This is a genomic window from Variovorax sp. 10N432 (assembly GCF_056394465.1).
Map to the genome: position 1 here is coordinate 16,908 of NZ_JBFTHX010000058.1, position 14,593 is coordinate 31,500.

Here is a 14,593-nt window from a genome sequence, read left to right on the forward strand (position 1 = left end):
GCCGGCCGCGGCGCCGACACAAGCTGCAACCTGCGCCCTCAGGCCCAGACGTCGACCACCACGCGGCCGCGCACCTGTCCCGCGAGCAGGCGCGGCGCCAGTTCGGCCACCGCGCCGAGGCCGAGGGTCTGGGTATTGGCGTCGAGCAGGTCGCGCGGCAGCTCGGCCGCGAGCCGTCGCCAGGCCTCGACCCGGCGGGCCTGCGGCGCCTGCACGCTATCGACCCCGGCGAGCGTCACGCCACGCAGGATGAAGGGCGCCACGCTGGCCGGGAAATCCATGCCCTGCGCCAGCCCGCAGGCCGCCACCGTGCCGCCATAGCGCAGGCTGGCACACACGTTGGCGAGCGTGTGGCTGCCGACGCTGTCGACCGCACCGGCCCAGCGCTCTTTCTGCAGCGGCTTGCCGGGCTCGCCGAGCGTTGCCCGGTCGATGATCTCGCGAGCGCCCAGGCGCTGCAGGTGCGCGGCCTCGGCCGTTCGGCCGGTCGAGGCATGCACCTCGAAGCCGAGCCGGGCCAGCAGGGCGATCGCGATCGTGCCGACGCCGCCGTTGGCGCCGGTGACCAGCACCGGGCCCGAGGCCGGCGTCAAGCCGTGCTGCTGCAGCGCCATCACGCACAGCATCGCGGTGTAGCCCGCGGTGCCGATCGCCATCGTCTGGCGCGCATCGAAGCCCGGCGGGATGGCCACCAGCCAGTCGGCCTTGACGCGGGCCTGCTGCGCGAGGCCGCCCCAATGCGTCTCGCCCACGCCCCAGCCGTTGAGCAGCACCGGGTCGCCCTTCTTGTAGCGCGCGTCGCTGCTCTCGGCGACCGTGCCCGCGAAGTCGATGCCCGGCACCATCGGGAACTTGCGCACCACCGGCGACTTGCCCGTGATCGCCAGGGCGTCCTTGTAGTTGACGGTGGAGAACGCCACGTCGACCCGCACCTCGCCCTCGGGCAGTGCGGCGTCATCGAGCGCGGTCACGGCGGCGCGGGTGGTGCCGTCGTCGGTCTTGGTCAGCAGCAGGGCATCGAACATCAGAGCGCTCCTTGTTGAATCGGCGGATACAAGCGGATCGCGCGAGCATCGCACAGCGACCGGATGGCTTCGGCGCCCCATCCCATTTCCGCGAGCAGCGCGTGGGTGTCCTGGCCGAGCCGGGGCGCGCCGGTGGCCGCGGCGGCGCCGTCGAAGCGATAGCGGAAACCGAGGCCCGGCGTGCGCACGGTCGATGCGCCGTGCGAGAAGGCGACGGGCTGCAGAGCGGCGCCGCCTCGCGATTCCATCTCGTCGAGGAATTCGCCGAGCTTGCGCACCCGAGCCGCCGGCACGCCGACCGCATTGAGCCTTTGCTCCATCTCGGCCGCCGACCGGCTCGCGAAGGCGTCGCGGAAGCGCTGCTGCAGATAGGGCAGGTCGCGGGCGACGACGAAGCCGCCGCCCGGCGCATGGAAGGCCTCGAGGTCGAGTGCCGCCGCGTCCTCGCAGAGCGACTCGAGCGCCAGCACCGCCGTGAGCTTGCGAAACTGTGCCGGCGTGTTGGCCGCGGTGGCGAGCCAGCCGTCGGCGCAGCGGTAGGTGTCGGCCGTGGGACTGCCGGTGTAGCCGCGATTGCCGACCCGCTGCGGCTCGACGCGCCCGGTGAGGAAGCTGCTCGCGTTGGGATACATCAGCATCAGCGAGGCCTGCACCATCGAGGCATCGATGTACTGGCCCAGGCCCTCGCGCTCGCGGCGATGCAGGGCCGCCACGATCGACAGCGCGCCGAGCATGCCGACGGCGACGTCGATCACCGGGAAGCCCACCTTGAGCGGCGGCGCCTCGGCGCTGTCGCCCGACATCATCATCATGCCGGTCAGGGCCTGCACCACATGGTCGTAGGCGCCGCGCCGCGACCACTCGCCTTCCTGGCCGTAGCCGGAGATCGAGCAGTACACGATGTCCGGCCGCTCGGCCTGGATGGCGGCGTAGTCGAGCCCGTACTTCGCGACCACGCCGGGACGGAAGTTCTCGATGAAGACGTCGGCCGTGCGGGCCAGCGAGCGCACCAGCGCGGCACCTTCGGCCGTCCGGATGTCGGCCGCGAAGGAGCGCTTGCCGGCGTTCAGCGCCGCGAAGCCGGCCGGCGTGTCGCCTTCCTCCGGCGCGGCCTTGCTGGCGCGCATCACCTCGCCGGACTGCGGCGGCTCGATCTTGATCACCTCGGCGCCGAGCTGGGCGAGGTAGAGGGACGCCAGGGGACCGGCGATCACGTGCGACATGTCGATGACGCGCACACCTTCGAGGGGTTTGGACATGGTGCCTGTTCTCCTGTTCGGCTTCAGCTCGCCGTCACGCCGGCCAGTTTCACGATCTCGGCCCACTTGCGGTTCTCGCTGCGCACGAAGGCTGCGAAGGCCTGCGGGCTCTCGCTGATCGCGGCCTCGTTGCCGGCCGCCTCGAAGGCGGCTTGCAGGGCCGGCGTCTTCAAGGTCCGGGTCGCGGCCGCGAACAGCACCGCGACCACGTCCTGCGGCGTGCGGGCCGGGGCCCAGAGGCCGAACCACGACTCCTGCACCGCGAGCTCGTTCTTCAGCCGCTCGTGCAGGGTCGGCACCTCGGGCAACTGCTTCAGGCGCTGGCGGCTGGTGACGGCCAGCGCGCGCAGCTTGCCGCCCTTGACCTGCGGCACGCCGGTGCCGGCCACCGGAAACGCGAACTGCGTGTCGCCGCGCAGCAGCGAGGCGGCGATCTCGACCGAGCCCTTGAGCGGAATGTGCGTGACCTTGAGCCCCGCGAGCGAGGCCAGCGTCGCCCCCGCGAGGTGGGCCGAGGTGCCGATGCCGCCGGAGCCGTAGTTCATCTGGCCCGGCTTGGCCTTCGCATCCGCGATGAGGTCCTCGAGCGTCTGGTAGGGGCTGTCGGCACGCACCACCAGCACGGTGGGCGAGGATGCGAAGTTGCTGACCGGCACGAAGTCGGCGATGGGATCGAACTTGAGATCGGGCTGCAGGATCTTCTGGATCAGGTGCGTGTTGGAGCCCATCAGCAGCGTGTAGCCGTCGGGCGCCGCCTGTGCCACGTACTGCGCGGCCAGCACGCCGGCCGCGCCGACCTTGTTCTCGATCACGATCGACTGGCCCAGCGCCTCGCCGAGCGCCGGGCCGGCCTGGCGCAGCTGCACGTCGGGGCCGCCGCCCGCGGCGTAGGGCGAGATGACGCGCACCGGCTTGCCGGGGAAGCCGTCGGCGGCGCGTACGGCGAGCGGCACAAGAGCGAGGGCCGATGCGGCCCGGCAGAAACTGCGGCGATCCATGGCGAATGTCTCCTTCTGGTGTGGCATCAGCATAGGTCGAGACAGCGATATCCAACAGTGATATGTTTTCATTGGGTGCAAACTTTTTGGAAAGCGACCACATGCCTTCAGAGCCCTCCGGCGAAGCGCGCCGACTCTTCGCGCGGCTGCGTTTCCGCCACCTTCAGCTGCTGGTCGAACTGCAGCGCGGCGGCAGCCTGCGCGCCGCCGCCGCGGTGCTGAACCTCACGCAGCCAGCGTTGAGCAAGTCCCTCGGCGAAGTCGAGGCAAGTTTCGGCTTCGCGCTCTTCACACGCAGCGCGCGCGGCCTGGCGACCACGCCGCGCGGCGAGATCGTGGTCCGCGGCGCCGCCATGCTGCTCCAGGAACTGGCGCACCTCGGCGCCGAGGCCTCGGCCGAGCCGGCCGTCACCCTGCTGCGCATCGGGGCGCCGCCTTTCGTCGCCCAGGGCTACCTGCCGGAGGTGTTCGCCCGCCTGGTCGGCGAGCAGGCCCGGGTCCGGGTGCAGTTGATGGAAGAGCGCGTCCCGCTGCTCGTGCAGGCGCTGCTGGAAGGGCGCCTCGATGCGCTGGTCACGAGCTATCCGACCGAGATGCCCGAAGCCGCGGGGCAGCCGCTGCACTACGAGAGACTGTTCGATGCCGACTTCACCGTGATCGCGCCGCCGGGCCATCCGCTCGGCCGGGCCCGCCGGGTCGACTGGCCGCGCCTGTGCCGCGAGCGCTGGATCATGCCGGCCCCGACCTCGATGGTGCGACGCATGATGGACGAGGTGTTCCGCAGCGCGGGCCTGATGGCGCCGGTGCCGGTGGTCGAGTCGACCAGCCCGGTGACCAACCTGCGCCTGGTCGCGGCCGGCCTCGGCCTCAGTGCGGTGCCGGCGTCGACCCTGGACAGCGCGGGGGCCAGCGGCGTGATGCGGGTGCGGGTGCATCCGCCGATCCCGGCCGGGCCGGTGGCGCTGATCCACCGCACGGGCACGGACAACCCGCGGCTGGGCCTGCTACGGCAGGCCCTGGGACTGCCGGCCGCCGTTTGACGTCGATCGGGGATGGGCGTACGGTTCTCGCCCTGCCCGATCGCGGGGCGCGAACGAAGGAGACACTGGACATGACCGATCTGTCGAACCATCCGACGCAGACCGCCAGCGCCTGGCTGGCCGATTTCCAGTCCGCGCTGGAGCGGCGCGACATCGACGCCGCGGTGGCCCTGTTCGAGGCCGACAGCTACTGGCGCGACCTGGTCGCCTTCACCTGGAACATCCGCACGCAAGAGGGCCCCGAGGCGATCCGCAAGATGCTCGAAGCCCGGCTGGCCGACACCCGGCCGACCGCCTTCGCGGTCGAAGGCGACGCCACCGAGTCCGACGGCGTGGTCGATGCCTGGTTCACCTTCGAGACCGCGGTGGCGCGCGGGCGCGGCCACCTGCGGCTGCGCAACGGCAAGGCCTGGACGCTGCTCACCACCATGACCGAGCTCAAGGGCTTCGAGGAGCACAAGGGGGAGCGCCGCGTCAAGGGCGCCGAGCACGGCGCCAACCCGCAGCGCAAGACCTGGCTCGAACGGCGCCAGCACGAGGCCGAGACGCTGGGCTTCGCCGAGCAGCCCTACGTGCTGATCGTCGGCGGCGGGCAGGGCGGAATCGCGCTCGGCGCGCGGCTGCGGCGGCTCGGCGTGCCGACCCTCATCGTCGAGAAGAACGCTCGCCCCGGCGACTCCTGGCGCAAGCGCTACAAGAGCCTGTGCCTGCACGATCCGGTCTGGTACGACCACCTGCCCTACCTGCCGTTCCCCGACGACTGGCCGGTGTTCGCGCCGAAGGACAAGATCGGCGACTGGCTCGAGATGTACACCAAGGTGATGGAGCTCAACTACTGGGGCTCGACCACCGCGAAGAAGGCCCGCTTCGACGAGGCGAAGAAGGAATGGGAAGTGGTCGTCGAGCGCGACGGCCGCGAGATCACGCTGCGGCCGAAGCAGCTGGTGTTCGCGCTCGGCGTCTCGGGCTATCCGAACCTGCCGAAGATTCCCGGCGCCGAGACCTTCGAGGGCGAGCAGCACCATTCGAGCGCGCATCCCGGGCCCGAGGCCTGGCGCGGCAAGAAGTGCGTGGTGCTGGGCTCCAACAATTCGGCCCACGACATCTGCGCCGCGCTGTGGGAGAACGGCGCCGACGTGACCATGATCCAGCGCAGTTCGACCCACATCGCGCCCTCCGATTCACTGATGGAGCTGGCGCTCGGCGGGCTCTATTCCGAGGCGGCGGTGAAGGCCGGCGTCACGACCGACAAGGCCGACCTGATCTTCGCCTCCATTCCCTACAGGATCATGGCGCCGATGCATGTGCCGGCGTATGACGAGATGAAGCGGCGCGATGCCGACCTGTATGCGCGGCTCGAGAAGGCCGGCTTCCTGCTCGACTTCGGCGTCGACGGCTCCGGCCTCTTCATGAAGTACCTGCGCCGCGGCTCGGGCTACTACATCGATGTCGGCGCCTCGGAACTGGTCGCCAACGGCAGCATCAAGTTGCGCAGCGGCGTGACCATCGAGCGCATCAGCCCGAAATCGGTGACCCTGAGCGACGGCAGCCAATTGCCGGCCGACCTGATCGTCTATGCCACGGGCTACGGCTCGATGAACGGCTGGCTGGCCGATCTGATCTCACCCGCGATGGCCGACAAGGTCGGCAAGGTCTGGGGCCTGGGATCCGACACACCGAAGGACCCCGGCCCCTGGGAGGGCGAGCTGCGCAACATGTGGAAGCCGACGCAGGTGCCGCAGCTGTGGATCCACGGCGGCAACCTGCACCAGTCGCGCCATTACTCGCAGTTCCTGGCGCTGCAGCTGAAGGCGCGGATGGAAGGCCTGCCGACGCCGGTGTATGAGACCGCGCCGGTGCATCACACCCGCTGAGCGCGACCGGGACGATCTCAGACCAGGTCGCCGCGCGCGCTCATCAAACGGACGCTCTCGTCGCCGATCACCTCCTGCTCCGGGGCCAGGAAGCGCATCCAGTAGCCGGCGATGTCGATGTTGTCGCCGTTGACCAGCGCCTGCATCTCGATGCGTTTGCCGTTCACGAAGGTGCCGTTGCGGCTGCCCAGGTCCCGCAGGATCACCAGCGGCCCCTCGGTGCTGAGCTTGGCGTGAAATCGGCTGACCCGCGGCGACGCCAACACCACGTGGTTGTGCTCGGCCCGGCCGATGGTCATGCCGGGCTCCGACACCGGCACCTGGGTTGTCTGGCCGGTGGGGGTCATCAAGATCAGCATCGCCATCCGTACACGCTCCATTCAAGAGCGTCCAAACTTAGCTTTAGGAGTACTAAAGTACAAGTTCTTTAGGGTTACATCCCGTATTCACAGGCCCTTCTCGACCATGTCGAGCAAGCGCTGGCCGAGCGACTCCACCTGCGGCGCCGGCAGGCCGCGCAGCGGGCCGTCGATGACCAGCAGGGCCAGCCCGTGCACCGCTGACCAGGCCAGGAACTCGGCCCCCGGCCGGCGCTCGGGCGGCATGGCGCCCGCCTGCACCAGCCGGTCGAGTGCGGCTGCGAGCAGTTCGAAGGGGTTGAGGCCGCTTGCGCCGCCCTTGGCATCCGGCGGCGCGTCGTCGACCTCGACAGGCGCCGCGAAGGCGGTCCTGAAGAGGCCGGTTTCGGCCCGGGCGAAGCGCAGGTAGCCGGTGCCCACTGCGCGCACGCTGGCCCGGGCGTACGCCGCCGCATCGGGCGTCGGGGCCAGGGCCGCCAATTCGGCCTCCATGGCCCGTGCCACCGCTGCCAGCGCCGCGGCCCGCACCGCCTGGAGCAGCGCCTGCCGGCTCGCGAAGTGCCGGTAGGCGGCGTTGGGAACCACCCCGGCGCGGCGCGTCGCCTCGCGCAGCACCACCGCTTCGGGGCCGCCGGCACGGGCCAGCTCGACGCCCGATTCGAGCAAGGCACGGCGCAGATCGCCGTGGCGGTAGGTGCTGCGCGCGGAAGAGCGGGAGGGGACGGTGGAGCTCATCGATTTTTCATGTGGACAGCGTCCATTATCTTTGCTATCGTCTTGTGGACGTTGTACACAAACATCCTCTTCCACTTCTCACCGAAAGGAAAGTCACGATGCAAGTCCAGTCCTATCTCTTCTTCGACGGCCGCTGCGAGGAGGCGCTCGAGTTCTACCGCAAGGCGGTCGGCGCCCAGGTCACGATGCTGATGCGCTTCAAGGAAAGCCCCGACCCGATCCCGGCCGACAAGGTGCCGCCGGGCTCCGACGACAAGGTGATGCACGCGAGTTTCAATATCGGCGAGACCATGCTCATGGCGTCCGATGGCTACGCCAAGGGCCAGCCCACCTTCAAGGGCTTCGCGCTGTCGCTGAACGCCGCCGACGAGGCCGAGGCCCGCCGGCTGTTCGGTGCCCTGAGCGAGGGCGGCCAGGTACAGATGCCGCTGGGCAAGACGTTCTGGTCACCGGCCTTCGGCATGGTGGAGGACCGCTTCGGCATCTCGTGGATGGTGCAGGTGCCCGCGCCGATGTGACAGGCGGCCGCGGCGCTTTGCCCGTAAATTCGATGGTTCATTCCAAAGGAGCCATCGTCCATGATCCATGTCGTCGCCGTCATCACCGCCAAGCCCGGCCAACGCGCGCTGATCCTAGAGGCCTATCGCGCCAACCGGCCCGCGGTGCTGGCCGAGAAGGGCTGCATCGAGTACACCGCGACCGTCGATGCGGCGGGCATGCCGGCCTCGCGCGGCAGCTTCGGCGCCGACACCTTCGTCGTCGTCGAGAAGTGGGAAACCCTTGCCGACCTGCAGGCCCACGCGGCAGCGCCCCACATGGCCGCCTATGGCGCCAAGGTCAAGGACTGGACCGAGAGCCGGTTGATTCACGTGCTCGAACCGGTCTGAGGTCCGGTCCCGACAGAAATTTCCATATTTTTGTCAATTGACAAGACTGTGCCAAAATCTGTCGGATGCGCACGCCGTCCGACCCCTGGCACTTCGCCCGCCCCGAGCTCGCCGGGGGCTACCTGCAAGCCTTCGACCTCGGCCTGGTGTCGGCCCGCGGGCTGTTCGCCCGGCGCCGCATGGGCAAGAGCGAATTCCTGAAGCATGACCTGCTGCCGGCCGCCGAAGCCGCCGGCTACCTGGCCGCCTACACCAACCTCTGGGACGACGCCGATCATCCGGGGCAGGCGATCGCCACGGCCATCCTGTCGGCCGCCAAGTCCAAGGGGCTCGCGCAATTCTGGGAAGACCTGTCGACGCCCATCCGGAAGATGAAGGCCGGCGGCAAGCTGCCCCTCGGCGTCGAGGGCTCGGTCGAGCTGGACCTCGCCGACAAGGAAAAACTCGCGGTTCCGGCCATCCAGGCGGCGCTGCAGGCGGCCGACAAGACCCGCAAGCGGCTGGTCCTGGTGATCGACGAGGCGCAAGTACTCGCCAGCCCGGAGCACCGACAGGTGGCGCACTCGCTGCGCGCGGGCCTGGACATTCGCAAGGCGAGCGTCAAGGTCCTGTTCGCAGGCTCGTCGGAGGCGGCGCTGCGCGAAATGTTCTCGCGGGCGTCGGCGCCGTTCTACAACTGGGCGCCGGTGGAGCCGTTCCCGCTGCTCGGCGATGCCTTCGTCTCGGCAACGGTGGCCCAGGTCAAGCGGCTGGCGAAGCAGCCGCTGGCGCTCGCCGATGCAAGGCAAGCGTTCCTGTCCTTGAAGGAAACTCCCGAGTTCTTCCGCTGGTATATCGAGCGCTACCTGCTCTACCAGGGCCAGGGCCCCGAACTGGCCTTGCAGCACACGCTGGCGCGCGTCCACGACGACAGCGGCCACGCGAAGGCCTGGAAGGCCATGAACCGGTCCGATCGCGCGGTCCTGCTGCTCGCCGCGCGCGGCGTGCAGGACCTCTACGGCGCCGCCGCGCTGACGCAGCTCCGCGAGTTGATGGGCAGCGGGGACGTCACGGCCAGCGTGCCACGAAGCGCCCTGCGCCGCCTGACCGGCCCCAAGATGCAGGCGATGGCACGGGTCGACCACGGCCTCTACCGCTTCGAGGACCCCGAGTTCGAAGCCTGGGTGCGCAGCCGCAGGACGATCGACTGACGACGCCCAAGAAAAACGCGCCCGAGGGCGCGTTTCTTCAGGGGCCGGCGCAGCCTTACCTGGCCATCACCCGGACCATCTCCAGGCACTTGTTCGAGTAGCCCCATTCGTTGTCATACCAGCTCACCAGCTTCACGAAGGTGCCGTCGAGCGCGATGCCGGCATCGGCGTCGAAGATCGAGGTTCGCGGATCGCCGCGGAAGTCGGTGGCGACGACCTTGTCCTCGGTGTAGCCGAGCACGCCCTTCATGGCGCCTTCGCTCTGGGCCTTCATCTCGGCGCAGATTTCCTGGTAGGTGGCGTCCTTGACCAGTTCGACCGTGAGGTCGACCACCGAGACGTCGGAGGTCGGCACGCGGAAGCTCATGCCCGTGAGCTTCTTGTTGAGCTCGGGAATGACAACGCCCACGGCCTTGGCCGCGCCGGTGCTCGACGGGATGATGTTCTCGAGGATGCCGCGGCCGCCGCGCCAGTCCTTGTTGCTCGGGCCGTCGACCGTCTTCTGGGTCGCGGTGGCGGCGTGCACGGTGGTCATCAGGCCGCGCTTGATGCCCCACTTGTCGTTCAGCACCTTGGCCAGCGGCGCCAGGCAGTTGGTGGTGCAGCTGGCGTTGCTGATGATCGCTTCGCCGGCGTACTTCTTGTCGTTGACGCCGTAGACGAACATCGGCGTGTCGTCCTTGCTGGGGGCCGACAGCAGCACCTTCTTCGCGCCCGCGTCGATGTGCTTCTGGGCCGTGTCCTTGGTCAGGAACAGGCCGGTCGATTCGAGCACGATGTCGGCGCCGACATCGCTCCAGTTGAGCTTGGACGGGTCGCGTTCCTGCGTCAGGCGGATCTTCTTGCCGTTGACCACGAGCGTGTTGCCCTCGACCGTGACTTCGCCCTGGAAGCGGCCATGCACCGAGTCGTACTGGAGCATGTAGGCCAGGTAGTCGGGCTCGAGCAGGTCGTTGATCGCGACCACTTCGATGTCGTGCTTGAAGTTCTGCACCGCCGCGCGAAGCACGTTGCGCCCGATCCGACCGAAACCGTTGATGCCGAGTTTGATAGTCATGTCTTTCTGCTCCTGGAGGTTGAAAACTGGGGCGACCGATGTCAGCGCGCGAGCGCCGCTTCGACCGTGGCAGCGACGTTCTCTGCCGTGAAACCGAAATGCTTGAACAGCACGCCGGCAGGTGCCGACTCGCCGTAGGTATCGATGCCGACGACCGCCGCGACGCCGTACTTCCACCAGCCGTCGGTGCAGCCCATCTCGACGGCGATGCGCGGCGTGCCCTTGGGCAGCACGCTCTTCTTGTAGGCCAGGTCCTGGCGGTCGAAGGTGGTGGTGGAGGGCATCGAGACGACGCGCACGCCGATCTTCTTCGCCGCCAACAGCTCCTGGGCGCGCAGCGCCAACTGCACCTCGGAGCCGGTGGCGATGATGACCGCCTTGAGCTTCTTGTTCTTGAGGCCCACGTCTTCGGGCTCGGACAGCACGTAGGCGCCCTTGCTGATGTCGCTCAGGTCCTTCTTGGGCGAATAGGGCAGGTTCTGGCGCGACAGCAGCAGCGCCGTCGGGCGCTCGGCGTTCTGCAGCGCGACGGCCCAGGCCACGGCTGTTTCGGCGGTGTCGCCCGGGCGCCAGACATCGAGGTTGGGGATCAGCCGCAGCGAGGCCGCGTGCTCGATCGACTGATGGGTCGGACCGTCTTCCCCGAGACCGATCGAATCGTGCGTGAAGACATGGATCACGCGCTGCTTCATCAGCGCCGCCATGCGGATCGCGTTGCGGCTGTAGTCGCTGAAGGTCAGGAAGGTGCCGCCGTAGGGAATGAAGCCGCCATGCAGGGCGACGCCGTTCATGATGGCCGCCATGCCGAACTCGCGCACGCCGTAGTTGATGTGGCGTCCGATCGAGCCGTCGGGGATCTGCTCGTTGCCTTCGCTGCGGACCACGGCGCCATGGCTGTCGAAGCGCAGGCTCGGCGTGCTCTTGGTGTTGGTGAGGTTCGAGCCGGTCAGGTCGGCGCTGCCGCCCAGCAGCTCGGGCAGCGCGGCCGTGAAGGATTCGAGCGCCAGCTGCGAGGCCTTGCGAGAAGCCACGGTCTCGGCCTTGGTGTGGGCCGCCACCACGGTGTCGAAGGCCGTCTGGTGGAAGTTCTTCGGCAGCTCGCCCTTCATGCGACGGGTGAACTCGGCGGCCAGGTCGGGGAAGACGGCGGTGTAGGCCGCGAACTTCTCGTTCCACTCGGCTTCATTCTTGGCGCCGGCGGCCTTGGCATCCCATTCCTCGTAGACCGCGGCCGGCAGCTCGAAGGGCGCGTGCGTCCAGTGCAGCGCGCTGCGGGTCAGGCCGATCTCGTCGGCGCCCAGCGGCTCGCCGTGCGCCTTGGCGGTGTTGGCGCGGTTCGGGCTGCCCTTGCCGATCTGGGTCTTGCAGATGATCAGCGTCGGCCGGTCGGCGTTCTTCTTCGCCTTCTCGATGGCCTTCGACACGTCCTTGGCATCGTGGCCGTCGATCGGCCCGATCACCTGCCAGCCATAGGCCTTGAAGCGCTCTTCGGTGTTGTCGATGAACCAGGGCTTGACCTGGCCGTCGATCGAGATGCCGTTGTCGTCGTAGAGCGCGATCAGCTTGCCCAGCTTCCAGGCGCCGGCCAGTGCGGCGGCCTCGTGGCTGATGCCTTCCATGAGGCAGCCGTCGCCGAGGAAGGCGTAGGTGTGGTGGTCGACGATCTCGTGGCCCTTGCGGTTGAACTCGGCCGCGAGCAGCTTCTCGGCCAGCGCGAAGCCGACCGCGTTGGTGAGGCCCTGGCCCAGCGGCCCGGTGGTGGTCTCGACGCCCGGCGTGATGCCGGTCTCGGGATGGCCGGCGGTCTTGCTGTGCAGCTGGCGGAAACGCTTGAGCTCCTCGATGGGAAGCGCATAGCCGGTGAGATGCAGCACCGAGTAGATCAGCATCGAGGCGTGACCGTTCGACAGCACGAAGCGGTCGCGGTCGAACCACTGCGGGTTGACCGGGTTGTGCCTCAGATGATCGCCCCACAGCGCAACCGCCATGTCGGCCATGCCCATCGGTGCACCGGGATGCCCCGAGTTGGCGAGTTGAACGGCATCCATTGCCAACGCGCGGATCGCGTTGGCCATCAAGGCTTGGTTGGCCATCTGTGGCTTTCTGGGGGGCAGGTTAGGGGGAACCCGGTATTTTAACGGGCGGGGTGGGGCGGGCCCGGAATGGGCTGGAACAGGCCGGCGCCGGGCCGCCCCAAGGCGGCCTGCGGCCCCCTTGGGGGGCAGCGACCCACACGCAGTGGAGGAGCGTGGGGGCCACATTCAGCTAGAGTGCCGGTCCATGCAGGGTCTTCACCTCACCGCCGACCTCCTCGATTGCCGCTGCGATCCGCGCTGGCTGGTGGATGCCGACACCCTCGGCGCGGCCTGCGTCGCGCGCGCGGAAGCCGCCGGCCTGCAAGTCGTCGGGCGGCTGTTCCATGCCTTCCCCTCGACGCCGCAAGGCGTCGGCGGCGTGACGGCCGCTGTGCTGCTGGCCGAGTCGCACCTGTGCGTCCATACCTGGCCGGAGCAGCGCGGCGTGACGATCGATGTCTATGTCTGCAATTTCGGCGCCGATCACTCGGCCAAGGCCCAGGGGCTGATGGCGGCGCTCGAAGCGCTGTTCCTGCCCGGGCGCGCCGAGCGGCACAGCCTGTTGCGCGGGCAGATCGGCGCGGTCGCTGCATGAGTCCCGTCAAGGCGATGATCCTGGCCGCCGGGCGCGGCGAGCGCATGCGGCCGCTGACCGACCAGGCGCCCAAGCCGCTGCTCGAGGTGCAGGGCCGGCCGCTGATGCAGTGGCCGCTCGAAGCGCTCGCCGCCGGTGGCTTCGGCGACGTGGTCGTCAACACAGCCTGGCTGGGCGAGCAGATCGAAGCACGTTTCGGTTCCCGGCACGGCGGCTCGACGCTGCGCTACTCGCACGAAGGGCGCGACTTCGGCGGCGCGCTCGAGACCGCGGGCGGCATCGTGCGGGCGCTGCCGATGCTCGGCGATGTCTTCTGGGTGGTGGCCGGCGACGTGTTCGCCCCGGACTTCGCCTTCACCCGACAGGCGGTCGAGCGCTTTGCGGCCAGCGGCCGGCTCGCGCACCTGTGGCTGGTCGCGAATCCGCTGCACAACCCCAAAGGGGATTTCGGCATCGGCGCCGACGGCAGCGCCTTGTCGGATGCGGCGCAGAAACACACCTTCTCGACCATCGCGCTGTACCGGAGCGGCCTGTTCGCGCCGCCGTTCTGCGCGATACCGCCGGGCAACCCCGGCGGCGCGAAAGCGGCATTGGCGCCGCTGTTGCGGGCCGGCATGGCGGCGGGCGCCATCAGCGCCGAACTCTATGACGGGCCCTGGACCGATGTCGGCACACCGGAGCGGCTCGCCGCGCTGAACAAAGAAAAACGGCCCGCTTGAAGCGGGCCGTGCGTGGCGTTGGCCGATTGGCAGGCTGTGCCGATCAAGGCACGTTGGCCGTCTTGAGCTGGAACGGCTTGCCCGGGTAGGGCATGGCACCGGCGTACTCGATCGCCACGTTGCCGGTCGGCGTCACCGGGCAGCTGGTGGTGGTCGCGCAGGCCTTGCCGTCGGCGAAGACGACCGGGCCGTAGCGGTAGTTGCGCAGTGCCTTGCCGGCGTAGTCGGCCACGCTCACCACGTAGCCCATGGTGGCGAAGTTGTCCGCGTCCTCGACCGCGATAGGGTCGGCCAGGCGCGAGTCCTGCAAGGTGCGCACGATGCTGCCGCTGTTGCCGTTGCTCGCGAAGCGCACCCACGAAACCTTGCGGTCGGTGCGCGAATTCACCAGCACCTGCGTCTGCGTGTTGCCGCTCGGCTCGCCCTTGGAGCTGGCGATCGAGGTCGGATTGCGGCCGATGCCCGTGACCGTGCCCACCTCCGTCAGGGCGTTCGCCGCCGGTGCCGGAGGCGAAGCGCCGTTGGCGTAGCCGTCCAGGGCGTAGATGTGCAGCGTGCCGTCCTGCGTCGCGACCCAGGCCCGGCTCGCGCCATCGTACACGCTGGTCTTCACCGCGGTGGGGCGCTGCGCCAGCGACACCGTCTTCACCACCGTCGGCACCTGCGAAGGCTGCTGCGTGAAGGTGTAGGGCCACTGGTTGTCGGCCTGCCCCAGGCTCGCCATCCGTGAATTGAAGGTCGCCTGGTCGCCGCCGAAATAGACGCTGTTGACGTAGGTGA

At 68.9% G+C, this 14,593-nt stretch carries 14 protein-coding genes and 1 pseudogene; 7 read left to right on the forward strand and 8 right to left on the reverse strand.

What is annotated here, in order from left to right; genetic code table 11:
• Positions 1 to 38: 38 nt before the first annotated feature.
• The 3 genes from acuI to AC1DF3_RS34155 are packed head-to-tail and all read right to left on the reverse strand — an operon-like array spanning position 39 to position 3,282.
• Complete coding sequence (gene acuI, locus AC1DF3_RS34145; RefSeq protein ID WP_478142420.1) at positions 39 to 1,025, reverse strand: acrylyl-CoA reductase (NADPH); 987 nt, start codon at positions 1,023 to 1,025, stop codon at positions 39 to 41.
• Entirely contained in the window at positions 1,025 to 2,284 is a 1,260-nt protein-coding gene (locus AC1DF3_RS34150; protein ID WP_286533286.1) for a CaiB/BaiF CoA transferase family protein, read from the reverse strand. Before AC1DF3_RS34150 ends, acuI begins: the two co-directional genes overlap by 1 nt.
• Before the next feature lie 23 nt (positions 2,285 to 2,307).
• Positions 2,308 to 3,282 (reverse strand): Bug family tripartite tricarboxylate transporter substrate binding protein, encoded by a 975-nt coding sequence (locus tag AC1DF3_RS34155; protein ID WP_286371877.1) that lies wholly within the window; start codon positions 3,280 to 3,282, stop codon positions 2,308 to 2,310.
• A 101-nt stretch (positions 3,283 to 3,383) separates the two neighbouring features.
• Between AC1DF3_RS34155 and AC1DF3_RS34160 the strand changes: the two genes are divergently transcribed.
• Positions 3,384 to 4,322 carry a LysR family transcriptional regulator gene (locus tag AC1DF3_RS34160; RefSeq protein WP_478142421.1) on the forward strand — a complete coding sequence of 313 codons (939 nt, stop codon included), beginning with the start codon at positions 3,384 to 3,386 and terminating at the stop codon, positions 4,320 to 4,322.
• Between the two features lie 71 nt (positions 4,323 to 4,393).
• A complete protein-coding gene (locus tag AC1DF3_RS34165; RefSeq protein WP_286533281.1) occupies positions 4,394 to 6,196 on the forward strand; it encodes an NAD(P)/FAD-dependent oxidoreductase in 1,803 nt (600 codons plus the stop codon).
• A gap of 17 nt (positions 6,197 to 6,213) precedes the next feature.
• Here the strand turns inward: AC1DF3_RS34165 and AC1DF3_RS34170 are convergent, their stop codons facing one another.
• Entirely contained in the window at positions 6,214 to 6,561 is a 348-nt protein-coding gene (locus AC1DF3_RS34170; RefSeq protein ID WP_286533280.1) for an FHA domain-containing protein, read from the reverse strand.
• An 81-nt stretch (positions 6,562 to 6,642) separates the two neighbouring features.
• Complete coding sequence (locus AC1DF3_RS34175; RefSeq protein ID WP_478142422.1) at positions 6,643 to 7,290, reverse strand: TetR/AcrR family transcriptional regulator; 648 nt, start codon at positions 7,288 to 7,290, stop codon at positions 6,643 to 6,645.
• Between the two features lie 98 nt (positions 7,291 to 7,388).
• On the opposite strand from AC1DF3_RS34175, the gene AC1DF3_RS34180 reads away from it, so the two are divergent.
• The 3 genes from AC1DF3_RS34180 to AC1DF3_RS34190 all read left to right on the forward strand — a co-directional run bounded on the left by AC1DF3_RS34180 (position 7,389) and on the right by AC1DF3_RS34190 (position 9,367).
• Positions 7,389 to 7,808, forward strand: a complete 420-nt coding sequence (locus tag AC1DF3_RS34180; RefSeq protein WP_286533278.1) for a VOC family protein — start codon at positions 7,389 to 7,391, stop codon at positions 7,806 to 7,808.
• A 60-nt stretch (positions 7,809 to 7,868) separates the two neighbouring features.
• Positions 7,869 to 8,177, forward strand: a complete 309-nt coding sequence (locus tag AC1DF3_RS34185) for a putative quinol monooxygenase (RefSeq protein ID WP_286533277.1) — start codon at positions 7,869 to 7,871, stop codon at positions 8,175 to 8,177.
• Positions 8,178 to 8,242: 65 nt separating this feature from the next.
• On the forward strand, positions 8,243 to 9,367 hold the full coding sequence (locus AC1DF3_RS34190) for an ATP-binding protein (RefSeq protein ID WP_286519672.1): 1,125 nt from the start codon (positions 8,243 to 8,245) through the stop codon (positions 9,365 to 9,367).
• Between the two features lie 55 nt (positions 9,368 to 9,422).
• On the opposite strand, the gene gap is transcribed toward AC1DF3_RS34190, so the two are convergent.
• Both gap and tkt read right to left on the reverse strand, forming a co-directional pair.
• A complete protein-coding gene (gene gap, locus AC1DF3_RS34195) occupies positions 9,423 to 10,424 on the reverse strand; it encodes a type I glyceraldehyde-3-phosphate dehydrogenase (RefSeq protein WP_286533275.1) in 1,002 nt (333 codons plus the stop codon).
• A gap of 41 nt (positions 10,425 to 10,465) precedes the next feature.
• Positions 10,466 to 12,517: a transketolase gene (gene tkt, locus AC1DF3_RS34200; protein ID WP_286533273.1), complete on the reverse strand. Its 2,052-nt coding sequence runs from the start codon at positions 12,515 to 12,517 to the stop codon at positions 10,466 to 10,468.
• Between the two features lie 187 nt (positions 12,518 to 12,704).
• Between tkt and AC1DF3_RS34205 the strand changes: the two genes are divergently transcribed.
• Both AC1DF3_RS34205 and AC1DF3_RS34210 read left to right on the forward strand, forming a co-directional pair.
• Positions 12,705 to 13,094 carry an S-adenosylmethionine decarboxylase family protein gene (locus AC1DF3_RS34205; protein WP_286533271.1) on the forward strand — a complete coding sequence of 130 codons (390 nt, stop codon included), beginning with the start codon at positions 12,705 to 12,707 and terminating at the stop codon, positions 13,092 to 13,094.
• A gap of 14 nt (positions 13,095 to 13,108) precedes the next feature.
• Positions 13,109 to 13,813, forward strand: coding sequence for a nucleotidyltransferase family protein (locus tag AC1DF3_RS34210; protein WP_286533813.1), 705 nt, complete (start codon positions 13,109 to 13,111; stop codon positions 13,811 to 13,813).
• Positions 13,814 to 13,856: 43 nt separating this feature from the next.
• Here the strand turns inward: AC1DF3_RS34210 and AC1DF3_RS34215 are convergent.
• Positions 13,857 to 14,593, reverse strand: a pseudogene (locus AC1DF3_RS34215) (hypothetical protein); the annotation flags it as partial.

Coding starts and splice junctions, on each gene's coding strand:
- acuI (WP_478142420.1), bottom strand. CDS start 1,025: ATGTTCGATGCCCTGCTGCTGACCAAGACCGACGACGGCACCACCCGC.
- AC1DF3_RS34150 (WP_286533286.1), bottom strand. CDS start 2,284: ATGTCCAAACCCCTCGAAGGTGTGCGCGTCATCGACATGTCGCACGTG.
- AC1DF3_RS34155 (WP_286371877.1), bottom strand. CDS start 3,282: ATGGATCGCCGCAGTTTCTGCCGGGCCGCATCGGCCCTCGCTCTTGTG.
- AC1DF3_RS34160 (WP_478142421.1), top strand. CDS start 3,384: ATGCCTTCAGAGCCCTCCGGCGAAGCGCGCCGACTCTTCGCGCGGCTG.
- AC1DF3_RS34165 (WP_286533281.1), top strand. CDS start 4,394: ATGACCGATCTGTCGAACCATCCGACGCAGACCGCCAGCGCCTGGCTG.
- AC1DF3_RS34170 (WP_286533280.1), bottom strand. CDS start 6,561: ATGGCGATGCTGATCTTGATGACCCCCACCGGCCAGACAACCCAGGTG.
- AC1DF3_RS34175 (WP_478142422.1), bottom strand. CDS start 7,290: ATGAGCTCCACCGTCCCCTCCCGCTCTTCCGCGCGCAGCACCTACCGC.
- AC1DF3_RS34180 (WP_286533278.1), top strand. CDS start 7,389: ATGCAAGTCCAGTCCTATCTCTTCTTCGACGGCCGCTGCGAGGAGGCG.
- AC1DF3_RS34185 (WP_286533277.1), top strand. CDS start 7,869: ATGATCCATGTCGTCGCCGTCATCACCGCCAAGCCCGGCCAACGCGCG.
- AC1DF3_RS34190 (WP_286519672.1), top strand. CDS start 8,243: ATGCGCACGCCGTCCGACCCCTGGCACTTCGCCCGCCCCGAGCTCGCC.
- gap (WP_286533275.1), bottom strand. CDS start 10,424: ATGACTATCAAACTCGGCATCAACGGTTTCGGTCGGATCGGGCGCAAC.
- tkt (WP_286533273.1), bottom strand. CDS start 12,517: ATGGCCAACCAAGCCTTGATGGCCAACGCGATCCGCGCGTTGGCAATG.
- AC1DF3_RS34205 (WP_286533271.1), top strand. CDS start 12,705: ATGCAGGGTCTTCACCTCACCGCCGACCTCCTCGATTGCCGCTGCGAT.
- AC1DF3_RS34210 (WP_286533813.1), top strand. CDS start 13,109: ATGATCCTGGCCGCCGGGCGCGGCGAGCGCATGCGGCCGCTGACCGAC.